The organism is Pseudomonas sp. I8001 (genome assembly GCF_013385345.1).
In the GTDB taxonomy this organism is placed as follows: domain Bacteria; phylum Pseudomonadota; class Gammaproteobacteria; order Pseudomonadales; family Pseudomonadaceae; genus Aquipseudomonas.
Genome location: NZ_JACAQC010000050.1, coordinates 30,318 through 49,230 on the forward strand (window position 1 = coordinate 30,318; position 18,913 = coordinate 49,230).

The 18,913-nt window shown below is 63.3% G+C and carries 17 protein-coding genes and 2 riboswitches; of the genes, 6 read left to right on the top strand and 11 right to left on the bottom strand.

What is annotated here, in order from left to right; translation table 11 throughout:
- Positions 1-104: 104 nt before the first annotated feature.
- Genes pepN through HX839_RS27060 form a run of 6 tightly spaced genes read right to left on the bottom strand, consistent with a single transcriptional unit; the run spans position 105 to position 6,612 of the window.
- Positions 105-2,762, bottom strand: coding sequence for an aminopeptidase N (gene pepN / locus HX839_RS27035; protein ID WP_177067982.1), 2,658 nt, complete (start codon positions 2,760-2,762; stop codon positions 105-107).
- A gap of 13 nt (positions 2,763-2,775) precedes the next feature.
- The gene (locus HX839_RS27040; RefSeq protein ID WP_003217902.1) at positions 2,776-3,606 is read right to left on the bottom strand and encodes a DUF2797 domain-containing protein; all 831 of its coding nucleotides are present in this window, start codon (positions 3,604-3,606) and stop codon (positions 2,776-2,778) included.
- Positions 3,603-3,863 (bottom strand): YeaC family protein, encoded by a 261-nt coding sequence (locus HX839_RS27045; protein WP_003217900.1) that lies wholly within the window; start codon positions 3,861-3,863, stop codon positions 3,603-3,605. Before HX839_RS27045 ends, HX839_RS27040 begins: the two co-directional genes overlap by 4 nt.
- Before the next feature lie 15 nt (positions 3,864-3,878).
- Positions 3,879-4,754, bottom strand: coding sequence for a rhomboid family intramembrane serine protease (locus tag HX839_RS27050; RefSeq protein WP_008431996.1), 876 nt, complete (start codon positions 4,752-4,754; stop codon positions 3,879-3,881).
- The gene (locus tag HX839_RS27055; protein WP_161635726.1) at positions 4,751-5,725 is read right to left on the bottom strand and encodes a metallophosphoesterase; all 975 of its coding nucleotides are present in this window, start codon (positions 5,723-5,725) and stop codon (positions 4,751-4,753) included. Before HX839_RS27055 ends, HX839_RS27050 begins: the two co-directional genes overlap by 4 nt.
- On the bottom strand, positions 5,722-6,612 hold the full coding sequence (locus HX839_RS27060) for an NAD(+) kinase (RefSeq protein WP_003217892.1): 891 nt from the start codon (positions 6,610-6,612) through the stop codon (positions 5,722-5,724). The genes HX839_RS27055 and HX839_RS27060 overlap by 4 nt, the downstream gene beginning before the upstream one ends.
- Before the next feature lie 143 nt (positions 6,613-6,755).
- On the opposite strand from HX839_RS27060, the gene HX839_RS27065 reads away from it, so the two are divergent.
- Entirely contained in the window at positions 6,756-7,742 is a 987-nt protein-coding gene (locus HX839_RS27065) for a DUF1853 family protein (protein WP_177067983.1), read from the top strand.
- Here HX839_RS27065 and HX839_RS27070 read toward each other — a convergent pair.
- The 5 genes from HX839_RS27070 to HX839_RS27090 form a co-directional block, all read right to left on the bottom strand.
- On the bottom strand, positions 7,699-8,301 hold the full coding sequence (locus HX839_RS27070; protein WP_102605645.1) for a VWA domain-containing protein: 603 nt from the start codon (positions 8,299-8,301) through the stop codon (positions 7,699-7,701). The two genes, HX839_RS27065 and HX839_RS27070, sit on opposite strands and share 44 nt — an antisense overlap.
- 53 nt (positions 8,302-8,354) lie before the next feature.
- Positions 8,355-9,353, bottom strand: coding sequence for an ATP-binding protein (locus tag HX839_RS27075; protein ID WP_177067984.1), 999 nt, complete (start codon positions 9,351-9,353; stop codon positions 8,355-8,357).
- Complete coding sequence (gene cobN, locus HX839_RS27080; protein ID WP_177067985.1) at positions 9,353-13,126, bottom strand: cobaltochelatase subunit CobN; 3,774 nt, start codon at positions 13,124-13,126, stop codon at positions 9,353-9,355. Before cobN ends, HX839_RS27075 begins: the two co-directional genes overlap by 1 nt.
- Before the next feature lie 3 nt (positions 13,127-13,129).
- Positions 13,130-14,191, bottom strand: a complete 1,062-nt coding sequence (gene cobW, locus HX839_RS27085) for a cobalamin biosynthesis protein CobW (RefSeq protein ID WP_003217887.1) — start codon at positions 14,189-14,191, stop codon at positions 13,130-13,132.
- Between the two features lie 92 nt (positions 14,192-14,283).
- A riboswitch (cobalamin riboswitch) is annotated at positions 14,284-14,486 on the bottom strand.
- The gene (locus HX839_RS27090; RefSeq protein WP_003217886.1) at positions 14,483-15,001 is read right to left on the bottom strand and encodes a helix-turn-helix domain-containing protein; all 519 of its coding nucleotides are present in this window, start codon (positions 14,999-15,001) and stop codon (positions 14,483-14,485) included. (Overlaps the previous riboswitch by 4 nt.)
- A 113-nt stretch (positions 15,002-15,114) precedes the next feature.
- Between HX839_RS27090 and fabF the strand changes: the two genes are divergently transcribed.
- The 5 genes from fabF (at position 15,115) to cobM (ending at position 18,850) form a co-directional block, all read left to right on the top strand.
- A complete protein-coding gene (gene fabF / locus HX839_RS27095; protein ID WP_087694357.1) occupies positions 15,115-16,383 on the top strand; it encodes a beta-ketoacyl-ACP synthase II in 1,269 nt (422 codons plus the stop codon).
- A 36-nt stretch (positions 16,384-16,419) separates the two neighbouring features.
- A riboswitch (cobalamin riboswitch) is annotated at positions 16,420-16,636 on the top strand.
- A gap of 96 nt (positions 16,637-16,732) precedes the next feature.
- Positions 16,733-16,921 (top strand): CbtB-domain containing protein, encoded by a 189-nt coding sequence (locus HX839_RS27100; protein ID WP_003217883.1) that lies wholly within the window; start codon positions 16,733-16,735, stop codon positions 16,919-16,921.
- Positions 16,922-16,932: 11 nt separating this feature from the next.
- On the top strand, positions 16,933-17,631 hold the full coding sequence (locus HX839_RS27105) for a CbtA family protein (protein WP_008431977.1): 699 nt from the start codon (positions 16,933-16,935) through the stop codon (positions 17,629-17,631).
- A complete protein-coding gene (locus tag HX839_RS27110; RefSeq protein ID WP_177067986.1) occupies positions 17,628-18,020 on the top strand; it encodes a cobalamin biosynthesis protein in 393 nt (130 codons plus the stop codon). Before HX839_RS27105 ends, HX839_RS27110 begins: the two co-directional genes overlap by 4 nt.
- An 83-nt stretch (positions 18,021-18,103) precedes the next feature.
- Positions 18,104-18,850 (top strand): precorrin-4 C(11)-methyltransferase, encoded by a 747-nt coding sequence (gene cobM, locus HX839_RS27115; protein ID WP_008431975.1) that lies wholly within the window; start codon positions 18,104-18,106, stop codon positions 18,848-18,850.
- Positions 18,851-18,913 lie beyond the last annotated feature (63 nt).

Here is an 18,913-nt window from a genome sequence, read left to right on the forward strand (position 1 = left end):
GAGCTTGCTCCCGCTGGGCTGCGTAGCGGCCCCAAAATCTTGGGAGCGCTGCGCACTCCAGCGGGAGCAAGCTCCCTCGCCACAGATGCAGTACTCAGCCTCAGTTATGCGAGGCTTTTGCTCACCACTTCAAACACATCGCTGGACAGCTCGCCCGAAGCGCGAATCCGCTCCAGCTCGCCTTTCATCAGCGCCTGCCGCGCGCTGTCGTACTTGCGCCAGCGGGTCAACGGTGCCAATTGCCGCGAAGCAATCTGTGGGTTGAAGCCATTCAACTGGATCACCAGGTCCGCCAGGAACCGATAACCCGAACCATCCGCCGCGTGGAAGTTGATCAGGTTCTGCCCGGCAAATGCGCCCACCAGTGCCCGCACCTTGTTCGGGTTCTTGATGTTGAACGCAGGGTGCTGCATCAACGTCTTGACCCGCTCCAGCGCGCCCGGCAAACCATTGCCCGCCTGTACGCTGAACCACTGGTCCATGACCAGCGGGTTGTCCTTGAAGTTCTCGGCAAACACCGCCAGCGCCTTGGCTTTCTCTTCTTCGAACGGCGAGTTGACCAGCACCGCCAGGGCCGTCAGGCGCTCGGTCATGTTGTCGCACGCGTCGAACTGTTCAAGGGTCGCCGCCAGCACTTCCGGCTTGCCGCTGAGCATCAGGTACGACAGCGCAATGTTCTGCAAGGCGCGACGGGCAAAGTGTTCCGCCTCGGCCACGTACGGGGTTTTCTTCGACAGGTCGCGATTGGCCTGGTAACGCAGCCACAGGCCCTCGAACAGGTTGTCGGCCAACTGCTTGCGAGCAAACTCGCGGGCCGCGTGGATGGCGTCGACATCCGCCACTTCGCTGATTTCGGTCAGGTAGGCTTCGCTCGGCAGCGAGAGCATCTCGGCGACCATCGCCTGGTCCAGGCTTTCGTCGCTCAATACGCTGCGCAATGCGGTGATCAGGCGTTGATCCAGCACCAGCGCCTTGCCCTGCTGATGCTGGGCGATCAGCTCCTGCAACACCTGCACCGACAGCTGCTGGCCGGCGTCCCAGCGATTGAAGCCATCGCTGTCGTGCTGCATCAGGAACATCAGTTGGTCGCGGTTATACGGGAAGCTCAGCTTCACCGGCGCTGAGAAGCCACGCAGCAGCGACGGCAGCGGGTGCTCGGCGATGTCGACAAAGGTGAAGGTCTGTTCGGCTTCGGTCACCGAGATCACGCGGGACGTGGCGCCGGCAGCGGTTTCACCGGCCAGGCGCAAGGCGATGCCCGCGCCCTTCCCGTCCAGCAGGCCCAGCTCAACCGGAATCACGAACGGCAGTTTTTCCACCTTGTCCGGGGTTTCCGGGCAGCTTTGACGGAAGGTCAGGCTGTAGGTTTTAGCCACCGCGTCGTAGGACTCGCTCACCGCCAGGCGTGGCGTACCGGCCTGGCTGTACCAGCGCTTGAACTGGGTCAGGTCAGCGCCGTTGGCGTCTTCCATGGCCTTGATGAAGTCATCGCAGGTCACAGCCTGGCCGTCGTGGCGTTCGAAGTACAGGTCGCTGCCTTTTCGGAACCCTTCGGCGCCGAGCAAGGTTTGGATCATACGGACGACTTCCGAGCCCTTTTCGTACACGGTCAGGGTGTAGAAGTTGGAGATCTCGATAAAGCCGTCCGGACGCACCGCGTGGGCCATGGGGCCGGCATCTTCGGCGAACTGGTGAGTGCGCAGATAAGCCACGTCCTGGATGCGCTTGACGGTGGCCGAGTTCATGTCGGCAGAGAACTGCGAATCACGGAACACCGTGAAGCCTTCCTTCAGCGACAGCTGGAACCAGTCGCGGCAAGTCACGCGGTTGCCCGACCAGTTGTGGAAGTATTCGTGGGCAACGATCGCCTCGACCCGCTGGTGCGCGGCGTCGGTGGCGGTTTCGGCACGGGCCAGCACGGCGCTGGAGTTGAAGATGTTGAGGCCCTTGTTTTCCATGGCGCCCATGTTGAAGTCGTTGACGGCGACGATCATGAAGATGTCGAGGTCGTACTCACGGCCATAGACTTCCTCGTCCCAGCGCATGGATTTCTTCAGGCTGTTCATGGCGTGCTGGCACTTGTCGATGTTTTCCGGCTCGACATAGATACGCAGCGCCACGGTGCGCTCGGTCATGGTGGTGAAGGTGTCTTCGACACACCACAAATCACCGGCCACCAGTGCAAACAGGTACGCCGGCTTCTTGAACGGATCTTCCCAGGTCGCCCAGTGCCGGCCGTCTTCGCCAGGGCCGGAAGCAATCGGGTTGCCGTTGGACAGCAACACCGGGTAGCTGTGTTGCTCGGCGATCACCGTGGTGGTGAACACGCTCATCACGTCCGGACGGTCGAGGTAATAGGTGATCTTGCGGAAACCCTCGGCCTCGCACTGGGTGCAGAACATGCCGCTGGATTTGTACAGGCCTTCCAGGGCGGTATTGGTTTCCGGGTGGATCTTCACCGTGGTGTCGAGGGTAAAGGTCGCGCTGGTGGGGTGCACGGTCAGGTGGCTGTCGCTCAACTGGTAGTCGGCGTCGGTCAGTTCCTGGTCGGCCAGGTTCACCGACAGCAGCTCCAACTGCTGCCCGTCCAGCACCAGCGGCGGCAAGCCGGCGCCGCGCTCGGGGTTGCGGCGCATCACCAGCTGCGCGTGGACCAGGCTATGGTCCTCGAACAACTCGAAGGTCAGGTGCGTCTCGTCGATCAGGTAGTCCGGCGCCTGATAGTCCTTCAGGTAAATCATCTTCGGCTGTTCGGTGCGCATGTCTGTCGTCCTTCTACTGATGCACGGCGAGCTGGTAGGCCGTGTATTTACGAATATTGATCACGCCGGTATCGAAGATCAGGTATTGGCCCTTGATCCCCATCAGCGTGCCTTCGGCAATCGGGTTCTTGTCCAGGTTGAAGCTGACGATCTTGGTCGGATACTGCTCGATCGGGTAGCGGATTTCGATCGGTTCGATGTCGGTCACCGGTTGGATGGCCTGCAGGCCAAAGCGTTCCTGCAAACCGAGCATGCCTTCGGCACAGCTGGCGAACAGTTCGTCGCGCACCTGCGCAAGGTCGACGGCCTGGGCATCGCCCTTGAGCAGCGCGCGCCAGTTGGTCTTGTCGGCCACCTGGCTGCGGAACAGGTCTTCGACGAAGCCCGACTGCTGGCGCGTGGCAACGCGCATGATCGGCAGCGCCTGGCTGGCGCCCTGGTCGAGCCAGCGGGTCGGCAGCTGGCTGGCGCGGGTGATGCCGACCTTGATCCCCGACGAGTTCGCCAGGTACACCACGTGGTCGGTCATGCAGAATTTTTCACCCCAGGCCGGATCGCGGCAGGTGCCGGCGTCGTAATGGCAGCGCTCGGGGCTCATGATGCACAGGTCGCACTGGGCCAGTTTGGTCATGCACGGGTAGCAGTAACCCTGGCTGAAACTGGTCTTGGTCTTGCGACCGCAATGGGTGCAATGGATCGCACCGAGGTATTCCAGGCGCACGGTAGTGCCGATCAATGGATTGACCGGCACCTCGGTGTCGCCCAGGCGAAACGCGTATTGAACGGTCGGCTCACCCAACTGCGCCGACATCTTGCTGACTGCACCACGGCCAATCTCAATCAATGGATGGCATCCGACTTGAACAGGATGTTCGGCACCGGCGCCGACTTGGAGGCGCATTCCTGCGGCCCCATGTAGCCGGTGCGCTGGTCTTCCGGCAGGTTCTGCAGTTCCCAGGCGATCACCGCCTGCAACGACAGTTCACGCTGCTCGGCGGTGAGCTTGCGGCCATCGGACCATTTGCCGATTTCCACGGCGAGCTTGAGGCTCTCGTAGATGTCCGGGGTGATGTTTTCGATCATTTCGACAAAAGAGGACATAAGACTCTTCCTTAACTAAATAGGAGACATTTTGCGGCGGCTGTACAAGCCACCCAACAAACCGGTCAGGCAACCCATCACCAGGCCACCCACGTGGGCCGCGTTGGCGATTTCGCCGAAGCCGATCATCGAGACCAGGCCCGACAGGCACAGCACCAGCCACACCAGCATCATCACCAACACCCCGCGAGGCAGGCGATACACCGGATTCGGCGACACCCACTGATAGATCCAGCAATGCCCGAGCAAGCCATACAGCACGCCGGACAACCCGCCAAACAGGCCGGGACCACCAAAATAGTATTGAGCGTAGTTCGACACCAGGCTGAACAGCAGGGTCAGGCCCAGCAGGTTGATGCTGCCCTGGCGCAACTCGATGCGCCGCCCCAGTTCCCAGTACCACATGCCGTTCATGGCCAGGTGCAGGATGCCGAAGTGGATCAACATCGGCGTGACGAGGCGCCACCACTGTCCCGACGCCAGGCTGTCGGTCAATGGCGTGAAACGGATGTACTCGCCTGCCACGCTGAACGGCAGGAAGGTCAGCCAGCTCATGGCTTGCAGGTTATCCCCCAGCAACGTAACGGCGCCGACGATGATGCTCAGCAGCAACACCAACGCGGTCACCGGGCTGTGGCGAAGCTGCTGGGCAAACCCGGGACGCCTGGTCGACGTCGCCTGCTCGGGAATGTCCAGTTGCTGGTCCGGGTCACCGGCCGGAAAGCGCTGGTACAGGACCTTCACGTCTTCACTGATGGAGTCAGGCACCCACAGCACCTGCTCCCCGGCTTCTTCGCTGACGCGATGGGGCACTTGCATGCGTTGCAGAAGCTTGACGAAACCACTCAAATCCACCGCCAGCGGCAGGCGTAATACAGCAACGGTACTCATGAAATAACCTCAGGGCGCTCGACATCGACCCAAACAAATTTACGCGGGTCCAGGCGGGTTTCCTGATCCAGCCGGTACGCCACCAGCTTGCCGTACAGCACCGCGCTGTAGTCCAGGCAGGCCAGGTTCGGGCGGATCGGCGCCGGTTTGCCGCTGCGCCAGTAGTGGCCGACGAACAGCAATGGCTCGTCGACGCCGTAGCGCAGCAGGGAATTCTTTTCAGTGGACGACAGCGGCGTGGCGGCCACCGGTTCCGGCAGCGCATCGGGCTGGAACACGATATCGCCGTAGGTCTTCGGGTCGTCTTCCCAGAACTTGGTACGGAAGAACGAGCGCGTCAGGCCGTCGCCGCCGGTCAGGGTCAAGCCGTCCGGCAGGCGCATGTCGGTACCGCGCAACAGGCGGTCGAAGGCATTGCTGGCGAAACTGCCAGGCACGGCGGCGGCTTGCAGGAAGTGTTCGTCGATGCAGCCGTCCGGGAAATGCGCGCGCAGGGGCTCGATAAAGCCGTTGTCCCAGCAAGCGTGCACTACGCGGAATCGCCCGGCGTCGACAAACAGCGGCATGTCATAGAACCAGCCGAGGAAATCGTGCCAGTCTGCCGGGTGCTGTTCGAACTGGGTCAGGGTCTCGTGGATCAACCGCGCGTGGCGTGGCGTGTGCTCGCGCACAAACTGCTTGCCGCTGCCTGGGGCGGCGGGCGTGCTCCAGCCCAGCGCGTTGAACTCATGGTTGCCCATGATGCACAGTGCCTGGCCGGCCTCGGTCATGTCGTGGACGATATGCAGCGCCTCGCGAATGCGCGGGCCACGGTCGATGATATCGCCGAGGAACACGGCCATTCGCGACGGATGGCGCCAGGTACCGCCCTGCTTGTGGTAACCCAACCGGTCGAGCAAGTGCTCAAGGGTATGAGCGCAACCGTGCACGTCACCAATCAGGTCGTAGCTACGCGCGGGATCGAGCATCAGTCGCCTCCACCCCCCAAGCGGCTGCCCCAGCCCAGCTTGGTCCGGCACACTTCGTAGTAGTTGTGGTCCAGCGGGTGGATCAACCGCAACTTCTGTGCCTTTTTGCTCACGGTGATGGTGTCACCGGGGGCGCAGGTGAAATGGTTCTGCCCGTCGCAGGAGACTTGCGGGTAGATCTGCATGTCTTTTGACACCACGATTTTCAGCTCACTGTTGCCATCGACCACGATAGGCCTGCTGGACAACATATGGGGATACATCGGCACGATCACAATGGCATCCAGCTTGGGATGCATGATCGGCCCACCGGCCGACAGCGCGTAGGCCGTGGACCCGGTCGGCGTGGCGACGATCAGGCCGTCGGCCTTCTGGCTGCACACGAACTGGCCGTCGATGTACAACTCGAACTCGATCATCCGCGTCGACTTGCCGGGGTGCAGCACCACATCGTTGAGGGCGTCGCCCTGGCCGATGGCTTCGCCGTGGCGGCGCACTTCGGCTTGCAGCAGGAAGCGGTTTTCCACCAGGTAGTGGCCGTCCAGCACCTTGGCCACTTCGACTTCCAGCTCGTCGGGGCGAATATCGGTGAGGAACCCCAGGCTTCCACGGTTGATCCCCAGCACCGGCACGTTATGCCGCGCCAGCGCCCGGGCGGCGCCCAGCAGGCTGCCGTCGCCGCCCACCACGATCACCATGTCGCAGACTTCACCGAGCATCTTGCGCGACGAGGTCTGCAGGCCATGGCCCGGGAGGATTTCAGCGATGGTGTCTTCGAGGATCACGTGCAGGTGGCGCTCGAGCAGAAACTTTTTCAGTCGGCGGACGGTGTCCAGCACCTGGGTACTGCCCAGGCGACCGATAATGCCGATATTGCGAAATTGCTCCATGGGGCTCCTGCGGGGTTCGGGTTCTGCAAAAAAGAACGATTATGGGCGAAAGCCGGCGTTACACAAAATCCTTTGTAGCCGCAAACCCCAGACGACAACGGTTCTCAGCCCCCTTCCCGGCTGTAAAAGGCTATGCTCGGACCATGACTCTGTTCCCTGATTTGCAGCACCTGCCCCGCCAACTGCGTCACCCCGAGGTGCGCGATCTCGCGTGGGTGATGCTCGCCCCGCCGATGCTCGCGCAAACGCCGTGGCCACAACGCCACCCGCTGACCGGCAGCGACTGGGTGCAGGCCCCGCATTTGCTAGAGCAGTGGCTGCGCCAGCTGGACCAGGACAGCAGTGCCTTGCTGCATTGGCTGAGCCAGGCACGCACCCGCCGGCTGGGGTTGTATTACGAACGGCTGTGGCAATTCGCCGTGCAGCATGCGCCGGGCGTGGAGCTGCTGGCGGCCAACCTGCCGATCCGCCAGGCCGGGCATACCCTGGGCGAGCTGGACATGCTGCTGCGCGACCGTGACGGTGTGCATCATCTGGAACTGGCGATCAAACTCTACCTCGGGCCCCAGGACGGTAATGGCCGGGACACCGCGCAATGGCTCGGCCCCGGCTGTCATGACCGGCTCGACCGCAAGCTGGCCCACCTGGCCCAGCACCAACTGCCGATTTCCGCCCGGCCGGAGAGCCGCGAGGTCCTGGCCGCGCTGGATATCCAGGCTTTTGATGCCCATCTGTGGCTGGGCGGGTATCTGCTCTACCCATGGCCGGGCATGGCGCAGGCCCCCCAGGGCGCGCATCCCCAACACCTGAATGGCCGCTGGCTGCATCAGCGCGATTGGTCGAGGTTTATCGAGCAAAGCCCGGCAGGACGCTGGCAACCGCTGCCCCGCCACGCATGGCTGGCGCCGGCGCACTACCCGGCGGACGAAGCCTGGGACGTGGCCCGGATGCAACACTGGCTGACCGAGCTGGACCCCATGGCGCCCGCGCAATTGCTGGTGCGCCTGGTGGAAAACAGCGAAGGCGAATGGGAGGAAGCCGAACGGTTGTTTCTGGTGGCGGATCTTTGGCCGAACGTGCCGGCGCTTACAGGTTATCGATATGCCGATAGTCAATCTGTAACCCCATAGCCAGCTGCTTTGAACGGCCCAACCGAATCGGGCCGCGCTCGATGTCCACCAGCAAACCCGGGCAGTCCAGCGGCGGCAAACCCGCCACATCCTTCAGCCGCCCATCGGTGATCACCAGCAACCGCTGCTGCTCCACCGGGTAACGCTTGCGACGAGCCGCCAACCAGTGCCCCGCTTCGTTCAGCGCTGGCAACAATGGCGTGCCACCGCCTGCACCGAGGCCATCAAGCCAATGACCAAGCCCTTTTGCCGCCTTTAATCCCTGCACCTGCCACTTTGGCGATTGCCCGCTCGCGGTGAGCAACGCCATGCGCGCCCGCTGTCGATAGGCATCGTCGAACAGTTGGGCCAGTAATCCCTTGGCATCGCTAAGCGCCTGATGCCGCCGGGTGGACGCCGAAGCATCGACAATCACCAGCCACAGTTCATGGGGCGTACGGCTACGCAGTTGATACAACAAATCTTCGCGGCGTTGCGGCCGCCCGCCGAGCAAGGTGCCCGGCCAGTTGATCGAACCTTCGGCCGCGCTGCGCGCCTGGCCACGCCGGCCCTTGTTCAGTCGACCCGCCTTGGGCCGTGCATCCGCCCCTGCGTCAGGTTTGGGGCGGATGCCTAGGGCTTTTTTGGCCAGGTGGGCACATCACGGCGAGCACCTATCGGCAAGGCGGGTGCGGGCATGTCGCCCCATTGGCCCTGGCCTTCAGGTGCATCATTGGGCTTGGGTGATTGACCGCCAGCGGGCGGCGTTGCAGGCGGGGATTGCTCCTGACGACGATGGCGCAGGGCAAATTCCGCGACCGCTTCGATATCTTCTTCGCTGATAGCCGTCGCGCCCCGCCAGGCCGCATGGGCACGTGCGCCACGCAGCCAGACCAGGTCGGCGCGCAAGCCATCGACCCCGGCGGCAAAGCAGCGCTCGGTAATCTGCGCCAGCGCCTGGTCATCCAACGGGATGCTATCCAGCAAGGCGCGGGCCCGGGTGCAGCGCTCACGCAACGCGGCCTGCCGGTCGGCCCATTGCCCGCAGAAACCCTGAGGGTCGCTGTCGAAATCCAGGCGGCGACGGATGATCTGCCCGCGTTCGGCCGGCTGGGTGTGCCCGCTCAGCGCTACGTTAAAACCAAACCGGTCGAGCAATTGCGGGCGCAGCTCGCCCTCTTCCGGGTTCATGGTGCCGATCAGTACAAAATGCGCCGAATGCCGGTGGGAAATCCCGTCGCGCTCGATCAGGTTGGTGCCGCTGGCGGCCACGTCCAGCAGCAGGTCCACCAGGTGGTCGGGCAGCAGGTTGACTTCATCGACATAGAGCACGCCGCCGTCGGCCTTGGCCAGCACGCCGGGGGAAAACTGTGCGCGGCCCTCACTGAGTGCCGCGTCCAGATCGAGTGTGCCCACCAGCCGCTCTTCGGTGGCGCCCAACGGCAGCGTGACGAACTGGCCGCTGGCGAGCAGGTCCGCCAGGCCACGGGCCAGGGTGGACTTGGCCATGCCCCGCGGGCCTTCGATCAGCACACCGCCGATTTTCGGGTCGATGGCGGTCAGGCACAGGGCCAGTTTCAAGTCGTCGGCACCGACAACGGCGGACAGCGGGAAATGCGGGAGGTCGGTCATCAACTGCCTTCTTCTATATCCAACAACAGGTTTTCCAACGCCTCGCGGTACGCCCCAGGCTCCTGCCACATGCCGCGTTGCTGGGCTTCGAGCATGCGTTCGGTCATATCCCGCAGGGCATCCGGGTTGTGCTGCTGCACAAAGGCGCGGGTGTCCGGGTCCAGCAAGTAGGCATCCGCCAGCAACGCGTATTGATGATCGTCGATCAACGCCGTCGTAGCGTCGAACGCGAACAGATTATCCACGGTGGCCGCCATCTCGAACGCGCCTTTATAGCCGTGGCGCTTCACCCCTTCGATCCACTTCGGGTTGGCCGCCCGGGCACGAATCACCCGGTTCAACTCTTCCTTCAACGTGCGGACTTTCGGCAAGTCCGGCTGGCTGTGGTCACCATGATAGCTGGCGGCCTTGTCGCCGCTCAGGGTTTCCACGGCGGCGAGCATGCCGCCCTGGAATTGGTAGTAATCATTGGAGTCGAGCAGGTCATGCTCGCGGTTGTCCTGGTTCTGCAACACCGCCTGCACCTGGCTCAAACGCTGGGCAAACTGTTCGCGGGCGGCGGTGCCTTCGTCGGAGCCGCCATAGGCGTAGCCGCCCCAGTTCAGGTAAACCTCCGCCAGGTCTTCGCGGCTCTGCCACAAGCGCCCATCAATCGCGCCCTGCACGCCGGCACCATAGGCACCGGGCTTGGCACCGAAGATCCGCCAGCCGGCCTGCTTCGCCGCCGCGTCCTCGTCAAGGCCCGACAGGCGCAACGCTTCGCGCTCACTGCGCACCTTGGCGGCCAGCGGGTTCAGGTCATCCGGTTCGTCCAGCGCAGCCACGGCTTGCACCGCCGCATCGAACAGGCGGATCAGGTTGGCGAATGCATCACGGAAGAACCCCGACACGCGCAAGGTCACATCCACCCGTGGCCGGTCCAGCAGACTGATCGGCAGGATTTCAAAGTCATCCACCCGCTGGCTGCCGGTGGCCCACACCGGGCGCACGCCCATCAGCGCCATGGCCTGGGCAATGTCGTCGCCGCCGGTGCGCATGGTGGCAGTGCCCCACACCGACAGGCCGAGTTGGCGCAAGTGGTCGCCATGATCCTGCAGGTGACGCTCAAGAATCAGGTTCGCCGACTGGAAGCCGATGCGCCAGGCAGTGGTGGTGGGCAGGTTGCGCACATCCACCGAGAAAAAGTTACGACCGGTAGGCAACACGTCCAGACGGCCCCGGCTCGGCGCGCCGCTGGGCCCGGCCGGGACGAAGCGCCCGTTCAAGGCATCCAGCAACCCGCGCATTTCCGCCGGGCCGCAGGCATCCAGGCGTGGCGCGACGACGATGCGCAAGCTCTCGATCACCGCCTTGACGTCTTCCCAGCCGGGCTCTTCAAGCTGCTCCACGGCACCTTCCAGCGCCTGCTCGATCAAGCGCGCGGCATACAGCTCCAGGCGTTCACGGGTGTCGCCGGCGGTGCGCCACAACTGCGTGTCGATCTTCTGCAACACCACTGGCCGGCGCCCGGTCCACGGCTCGGCCAAGGCGCAGTCCAGCGGATCGAAGCCCAGGTCAAAGGCCTTGGCCAATACCCGCAGCAGGCTCGATTGCGGCCCGCGACCATCGCCACGCGGAATGCGCAGCAAGGCCAGTAAGGTGTCGATGCGCAAACGGCCCTCGGGCGACTCGCCGAAAATGTGCAGGCCATCGCGAATCTGCGACTCCTTCAAGTCACACAGGTAGGTGTCCAGGCGCGGCAGCCAGATCGCCGCATCGGCGTCGCTGTCGAGGTTTTCGTCCAGGGCCAGTTCCTGGTCGATGCGGGTTTCGCGCACCAGCTTGAGGATGTCCTTTTGCAGCTCGCGGGCACGCCGTGGGTCGAGCAGTTGTGCCTCGTAATACTCGTCGGCCAGCAACTCCAGGTCGCGCAGCGGCCCGTAGGTTTCGGCGCGAGTCAGCGGCGGCATCAGGTGGTCGATGATCACGGCCTGGGTGCGGCGCTTGGCCTGGGCGCCCTCGCCCGGGTCATTGACGATAAACGGGTAGATATTCGGCAGCGGCCCCAGTAGTGCGTCGGGCCAGCAGTTCTCGGAAAGCCCGACGCCCTTGCCCGGCAGCCATTCCAGGTTGCCGTGCTTGCCAACGTGGATCACGCCGTGGGCGCCGTAGGTGTGGCGCAACCAGAAGTAGAACGCCAGGTAGCCATGGGGCGGCACCAGGTCCGGGTCGTGATAGACCGCACTCGCGTCCACCTGGTAACCCCGGGCCGGCTGGATGCCGACGAAGGTCAGGCCCAAACGCAGGCCCGCGATCATCATGCGCCCGTCGCGGAACATCGGATCGCTATGAGGCGTACCCCAGCGTGCCAACACGGCCTGGCGATTGGACTCGGGCAAGCGGTTGAACATCGCCTCGTAGTCATCCAGCGCCAGGCTCTGATGACACGGACGCAAGTCGAGGCTGTCCAGGTCGTTGCTGACGCCGCCCAAGAGCGCCTGGATCAGTGCCGTTCCGCTTTCCGGCAGCTCGTCCGGCAGCGGATAACCTTGGATTTTTAGTGCCCGCAGGATATTCAGCGCGGCGGCTGGGGTGTCGAGACCCACGCCGTTGCCGATACGTCCGTCCCGGGTCGGGTAGTTGGCGAGGATCAGCGCGATACGCTTTTCGCCATTCGGCACCCGCGCCAGTTCGACCCAGCGCCGCGCCAGTTCGGCGACAAAGTCCATGCGCTCCGGCTGTGCGCGATAGCACACCACATCCGACTGGCTGCGCTCGCTGCGCCAGGCCAGGTCCTTGAAGCTGATGGGCCGGCTGATGATGCGCCCGTCCAGCTCCGGCAAGGCAATGTGCATCGCCAGGTCCCGAGGGCCGAGGCCTTGTTCGCTGGCCTGCCAGCCGGGCTCGTTGTCCTGGGCGCAAATCGCCTGGATCACCGGGATATTGCGGCGAAACGGCCGCAGGTGCGGCGCTTCGGGGCTGGACTGGGCAAAACCGGTGGTGTTCAGAATCACCGATGCGTGCACCTCGTCCAGCAAATCCTCGACCACGGTCAGGCAGCCGGGCTCTTTCAAACTGGCCACCGCCATCGGCAGCGGGTTGAGACCCGCGGCCTGCAAGCGCTGGCAAAAAACATCAATAAAGCCGGTGTTGGCCGCCTGCAAATGGGAGCGGTAGAACAGCACCGCCGCCACGGGAAAATCAGCTTGCCAGTCAGCCTGCCAATCGTTGAGACGGGCATTGGCTTTATGCGGATGATAAATCGCCGTGCGCGGCAGGGTTTGCGGCTCGCTCCAGGCGTAATCGCGGCCAAGGTAGCTGGCGGCCAGGCAACGATAGAAATCCAGCGCATTCCCCAAACCACCCTGGCGCAGGAAGTGCCAGAGCCGGTCACGTTCCTCGGCGCCCACGGTGCTGAGGCCACTGAGTTCCGGGTCCGGGCGATCATCCCCCGGCACCAGGATCAGCTGCACGCCGCGCTCGGCCAACTCCACCAGGCGCTCGATACCGTAGCGCCAATAACCGATGCCGCCGTGCAGCGAAATCAGGATGACCTTGGCGTGGCGCAGCACCTCATCCACATACAGGTCGACCGAAGCATGGTTCTGCACCTGCATCGGGTTGGCCAGGCGCAGGCTCGGGTAATCCTCGGGCAACTGCTGGGCCGCTTCGGCCAGCAGCGCCAGGCTGGAATCACCGCTGCACAGGATCACCAGCTCGGCGGGGGTTTGCCCAAGGTCGGCGATGTTGTCATCCGAAACGAAACCGCCGGGCTGGGTCCTGAGCAGATGCATGGTTTAAACGCTGAGGGCAGCGCGCAGTTGCGCTTCGAGCAAGGCGGCGTCGAGTTCCTGGCCGATCAGCACCAGGTGCGTGGCGCGCGGCTCATCGGCGCGCCAGGCGCGGTCGAAGTGCTTGTCGAAACGCGTGCCCACGCCCTGGATCAGCAGGCGCATCGGTTTGTTCGGGATCGCCGCGAAGCCCTTGACCCGCAGGATGCCGTGCTTGACCACCAGTTGGGTCAGGGCGTCCAGCAGCAGGCTTTCGTCGGCCTGGGGCAGTTCGATGGAGATGGAGTCGAAGGCATCGTGGTCGTGGTCGTCTTCACCTTCGTGGTGATGATCGTGATGGCTGTGGCGGCCATCGATGTGTTCTTCCGAGCCCGCGCCCAGGCCGATCAATACGTCCAGCGGCAGGCGACCGCTGCTGGCTTCGATGATTTTTACCGCCGGCGGCAGTTCTTCTGCCACTTCCAGGCGCACACGGGCCAGGTCTTCAGGGCTGATCAGGTCGGACTTGTTGAGGATCACCAGGTCGGCGCTGGCCAGTTGGTCAGCGAACAGCTCGTGCAGGGGGGATTCGTGGTCCAGGTTCGGGTCGAGCTTGCGCTGGGCGTCAACCTGGTCCGGGAAGGCGGCGAACGTGCCGGCGGCCACGGCTGGGCTGTCGACCACGGTGATCACGGCGTCAACGGTGCAGGCGCTGCGGATTTCCGGCCACTGGAACGCCTGGACCAAGGGTTTTGGCAGGGCCAGGCCCGAGGTTTCGATGAGGATATGGTCGAGGTCGCCGCGACGGGCCACCAGTTCGCGCATCACCGGGAAGAACTCTTCCTGGACCGTGCAGCACAGGCAGCCATTGGCCAATTCGTAGACGCGGCCGTTCGCCTCTTCTTCGGTACAGCCGATGGAGCATTGCTTGAGGATTTCACCGTCAATGCCCAGCTCGCCGAACTCGTTGACGATCACCGCGATGCGGCGCCCCTGGGCGTTATCCAGCATGTGGCGCAGCAAGGTGGTCTTGCCCGAGCCGAGGAAGCCGGTAACGATGGTGACGGGGAGTTTGGCCAGTGTTTTCATCGGATGCCCTTTGGGGCGGGCATACGGGACGAGTGGCCCTGCGCAGGTGCGCAGAAGCAGAATTCGCCACCGGATCACCCCGCCCGGTTGAAGTAGAAAATCGGTTGCGAGGCAGGTCTCCTGGCTTGGGGCTTGCCGGCGGTGAGGCCGGCGCTGGCTGCGCCTTCCCGCCTTGTTCAGGCAGTGGCGTGGCAGTCAGATAAACCCTTTACAGTTGCGGGGGCAGCCGCGGCATTGACCGCGTTCCCTTCTTAGCTTCGGCCTGGGCCGAAGAACCTCGAAGGTGCAAGGCTACGCAGTGCGCGGGGACGGGTCAATGTCCGAGCGTTTGGCACTAAGCAGCGCCAGGCGCTCCAGCATGCCTTCGCTCGCCGCCGGACCGGCCTGGACGCTGCATTGCTCGACGGACACGCGTGCACCGTCGGCGTCCACCACCGCCACTTCCACCGGGCGCCGGGTTTTCCGGTCGACCAATTGCAGACTTTCACCTTCGTTGGCGAAATGGCGGTTGCCCCAGCCGATGAACGCCATGATCACCACCCGGAAATCCTCGCCAACCGGCGTCGGTACGTACTCGAAACGGGGCGGCCGCTCGCTGTATTGCCGGCGTTCCAGCAGCCCCGCTTCCACCAGGCTGTTGAGCCGGCGGGTGAGCATATTCGGAGCGATTTCCAGGCTCTGGGAAAACTCGTCAAAACGCCGCAACCCTTGCAGCGCGTCGCGCATGATCAGGATGCTCCACCACTCGCCTACCCGTTCCACTCCACGGGCTACCGGGCATTCGGCATTCACCAGCGACTTACGTTGCATTGCAGTTCCTCTGTGGGGCGGCTACGGAAATTTCAGCTATCGGATGTTACTTTCATAATGATAGTTTCGTCCATGCATTGCTACCAACCTGAAATTTGCGGAGCTAAGCGATCATGAGTAAGCGAATTGTTGTGACCGGCATGGGTGCAGTGACACCGCTGGCAACCGGCGTGGAACAGACCTGGAAGCGCCTGCTGGCCGGTGAATCCGGGATTCGCAGGCTACCCGAGGCATTGATCGGCGACCTGGCAATCAGCATCGGCGGCCAAGTGTTGGACCGCATCCAGGACCCTGAAGCCGGCTTTGACCCGGACACTGTCATCCCGGCCAAGGAACAACGCAAGATGGACCGGTTCATCGTGTTTGCCCTGGCCGCCGCGCAAGAGGCCCTGGCCCAGGCTGGCTGGAGTCCGCAGACGCCATCGCAGCAGGAACGTACCGCGACAATCATCGCCTCCGGCGTGGGTGGTTTTCCCGCGATTGCCGAGGCCGTTCGTACGGCTGACAGCAAAGGGCCTCGCCGCCTGTCGCCGTTCACGATCCCGTCATTCCTCGGCAACATGGCGGCCGGGCACGTGTCGATCCAGCATCAACTGAAAGGTCCGCTGGGCTCCCCCGTCACTGCCTGCGCCGCCGGCGTACAGGCGATTGGTGATGCTGCGCGAATGATCCGTGCCGGAGAAATCGACATCGCCGTGTGTGGCGGCGCCGAAGCCTGTATCCACCGAGTCAGCCTCGGCGGTTTTGCTGCGGCGCGTGCGCTGTCGAGCGATTACAACGACACGCCGGCATTGGCTTCCCGCCCGTTTGATCAAGGCCGCGACGGGTTTGTGATGGGCGAAGGTGCCGGGCTGTTGGTGATCGAGGAACTGGAGCATGCATTGGCTCGCGGGGCGACGCCTATTGCAGAGCTGGTGGGCTACGGCACCAGCGCCGACGCCTATCACATGACCTCGGGCCCGGAAGATGGCTCGGGTGCACGCAGGGCAATGGAACTGGCGATCGCGCAGGCAGGGATCAGCGCCGCACAGATCCAGCACTTGAACGCCCATGCCACGTCGACCCCCGTAGGCGACAACGGCGAACTGGCAGCGATCAATACGCTGTTCGGTGCAAATGCCAGCGTCGCGATCAGCGCCACCAAGTCGGCGACCGGCCATCTGTTGGGCGCCGCGGGCGGGATCGAGGCGATCTTCACCGTGCTCGCCCTGCGCGACCAGATTGCCCCGGCGACCCTCAACCTGGATAACCCGGACCCCGCCGCCGATGGACTGGATATGGTCCGGGGCCAAGCTCGGTCGTTGCCGATTGAATACGCGATTTCCAATGGGTTTGGATTCGGCGGCGTGAATGCCAGCGTGCTGTTCAAACGCTGGCAATAACCCGGCGATTTGACGCCCATCGCCCGCCCATGCTCTCCTACACATCTTGTTTCGGGTGCCCTTCACAGGGTGAAACGGGAAACCGGTGAGTCATGTTCCTTTACTCAAGGGCGTGACGAGTCCGGTGCTGCCCCCGCAACGGTAAGCGAGTGAAGCATCAAAACCACTGTGCCTCTACGGCATGGGAAGGTGATGCTTTCAAGGCCCAGGCCCCTCGCAAGCCCGGAGACCGGCCCGAAAAAATCAGATAACAAACCCGCGGTGGGCGGGCGCTGTTCAGAACCCTGCGTGCCTGGCTCGCGGGGTTTTCATGCGCTCGTGTCACCCTGAAACCCTGAAGGGACGCGCCATGTCGATCATCAGCAGCACCGCCTCTACCGCCAGCACCACCGCCACCCTGAGCCAACGCCTGACTGCCGCCATCGGCGCGTCGATCCTCGGCGCGTGCCTGGTGTATTTCGCCGGTTTCTCGCACATCGAAGCGGTGCACAACGCCGCCCACGATACCCGCCACAGCGCTGCGTTCCCGTGCCACTGAGACCTGCCGACATGATCAAGCGTATTGCCCAAACCGCAGGTTTCACCGGCCTCCTGGCCGCCTTGCTGCTGACCTTGCTGCAAAGCTTCTGGGTTGCCCCGCTGATCCTGCAGGCGGAAACCTTCGAAAACGCCCCGGCCGCGACCGAAGTGCATGAACATGCCGAAGCCACGGCCCACACCCACGACGCTGAAGCCTGGGAGCCGGAAGATGGCTGGCAGCGTGTGCTGTCGACTACGGGCGGTAACCTGGTGGTCGCCGTAGGTTTTGCCCTGATGCTTGCCGGCCTGTACACCCTGCGTGCACCGACCCGTACGGCCCAAGGCCTGCTATGGGGCCTGGCCGGTTACGCCACCTTTGTGTTGGCGCCGACCCTGGGCTTGCCGCCTGAATTGCCGGGGACTGCGGCGGCAGACCTGGCGCAACGGCAAATCTGGTGGATCGGCACTGCCGCCTCTACCGCTGCCGGTATCGCGCTGATCGTGTTCGGTCGTAACTGGCTGCTGAAAATCCTGGGCGTGGCGATCCTGGCTGTGCCCCATGTGATTGGCGCACCACAGCCGGAAGTCCACTCGATGCTGGCGCCGGAGGCTCTGGAAGCTCAATTCAAGATCGCCTCGCAGTTGACCAACGTTGCCTTCTGGCTGGCGCTGGGCTTGATCAGTGCCTGGCTGTTTCGCCGTAACCGTGATGGTCAGTATTCGGCATGATCCTGGCGGTTGGCCTGGGGTGTCAGCGGGGTTGTTCTGTCGACATCCTGCGTGAACTGTTCAACGCCGCCCTCGCCGAGGGTGGCATTGAGCGTCAGCGCATCACTGCGTTGGCCAGTCTTGATCGCAAGCGGGATGAGCCGGGGTTGCTGGCACTGGCTCAGGTTCTGGATTTGCCGTTGGTATTTTTCAGTGCGGAGCAATTGGCGCCCTATGAAGATCGATTGAGCCATAAGTCGGAGACGGTTTTTGCTTATACCGGTTGCTACGGCATCGCGGAAAGTGCGGCCCTGGCACTGGCAGAACACCTGTCCCAAGGCCCTGCCACCCTGCTGATCACTCGCAAAAAAACCGCCCAGGCCACCTTTGCATTGGCTTGCGCCGGCTGAATTCCCGATAATCGTCAGCTTTGATCATGAGTAATCTTCATCTGGAGGGCTGCTCGCGTGCTTTTTTTCACAGGAATGAATCCATGACTGTCTTTTTCATCGGCGCAGGCCCAGGTGACCCGGAATTGATCACGGTCAAGGGGCAGCGGCTGATTCGCAGTTGCCCGGTGATCATCTATGCCGGTTCGCTGGTGCCGGCGGCGGTGCTTGAGGGGCATCAGGCGGAGTTGGTGGTCAACAGTGCGGAGCTGCATCTGGAGCAGATCATTGGGCTGATCAAGACGGCCCATGAGAAAGGCCAGGATGTGGCGCGGGTGCATTCCGGGGATCCGAGTTTGTACGGGGCGATTGGGGAACAGATTCGGCTGTTGCGGGAGCTTGGGATTGGGTTTCAGATCATTCCCGGGGTGACGGCGGTGGCGGCGTGTGCGGCGTTGTTGGAGGCTGAGCTGACGTTGCCGGACATTGCGCAGAGTGTGATTTTGACGCGGTATGCGGATAAGACGGCGATGCCTGAGGGTGAGGTGTTCAGTAGCCTGGCGCAGCATGGGACGACTATGGCGATTCACCTGGGGGTGAATCATCTGGAGAAGATCGTGGCTGAGTTGGTGCCTCACTATGGGGAGGATTGTCCGATTGCGGTGGTGCATCGGGCGACCTGGCCGGATCAGGATTGGGCCATTGGTACGCTGGCGGATATTGCCGGGAAGGTGGCAGCCAAGGGGTTTCGGCGTACGGCGTTGATTCTGGTGGGTCGGGTTTTGGCCAGTGACAGTTTTGGTGAGTCGTCGTTGTATCGTGCGGGGCATGCGCATTTGTATCGGCCCTGAGGGTGGTGGCGGTGGTGATGGTGTACATATCCGTTATTTAGGTAACGGCGACTATTGGTTCCG

Excerpts from the sequence above, each read along its gene's own strand:
- pepN (WP_177067982.1), bottom strand. The coding sequence starts at position 2,762 with ATGCGCACCGAACAGCCGAAGATGATTTACCTGAAGGACTATCAGGCG.
- HX839_RS27045 (WP_003217900.1), bottom strand. The coding sequence starts at position 3,863 with ATGTCCTCTTTTGTCGAAATGATCGAAAACATCACCCCGGACATCTAC.
- HX839_RS27050 (WP_008431996.1), bottom strand. The coding sequence starts at position 4,754 with ATGAGTACCGTTGCTGTATTACGCCTGCCGCTGGCGGTGGATTTGAGT.
- HX839_RS27060 (WP_003217892.1), bottom strand. The coding sequence starts at position 6,612 with ATGGAGCAATTTCGCAATATCGGCATTATCGGTCGCCTGGGCAGTACC.
- HX839_RS27065 (WP_177067983.1), top strand. The coding sequence starts at position 6,756 with ATGACTCTGTTCCCTGATTTGCAGCACCTGCCCCGCCAACTGCGTCAC.
- HX839_RS27075 (WP_177067984.1), bottom strand. The coding sequence starts at position 9,353 with ATGACCGACCTCCCGCATTTCCCGCTGTCCGCCGTTGTCGGTGCCGAC.
- cobN (WP_177067985.1), bottom strand. The coding sequence starts at position 13,126 with ATGCATCTGCTCAGGACCCAGCCCGGCGGTTTCGTTTCGGATGACAAC.
- cobW (WP_003217887.1), bottom strand. The coding sequence starts at position 14,191 with ATGAAAACACTGGCCAAACTCCCCGTCACCATCGTTACCGGCTTCCTC.
- HX839_RS27090 (WP_003217886.1), bottom strand. The coding sequence starts at position 15,001 with ATGCAACGTAAGTCGCTGGTGAATGCCGAATGCCCGGTAGCCCGTGGA.
- fabF (WP_087694357.1), top strand. The coding sequence starts at position 15,115 with ATGAGTAAGCGAATTGTTGTGACCGGCATGGGTGCAGTGACACCGCTG.
- HX839_RS27100 (WP_003217883.1), top strand. The coding sequence starts at position 16,733 with ATGTCGATCATCAGCAGCACCGCCTCTACCGCCAGCACCACCGCCACC.
- HX839_RS27105 (WP_008431977.1), top strand. The coding sequence starts at position 16,933 with ATGATCAAGCGTATTGCCCAAACCGCAGGTTTCACCGGCCTCCTGGCC.
- HX839_RS27110 (WP_177067986.1), top strand. The coding sequence starts at position 17,628 with ATGATCCTGGCGGTTGGCCTGGGGTGTCAGCGGGGTTGTTCTGTCGAC.
- cobM (WP_008431975.1), top strand. The coding sequence starts at position 18,104 with ATGACTGTCTTTTTCATCGGCGCAGGCCCAGGTGACCCGGAATTGATC.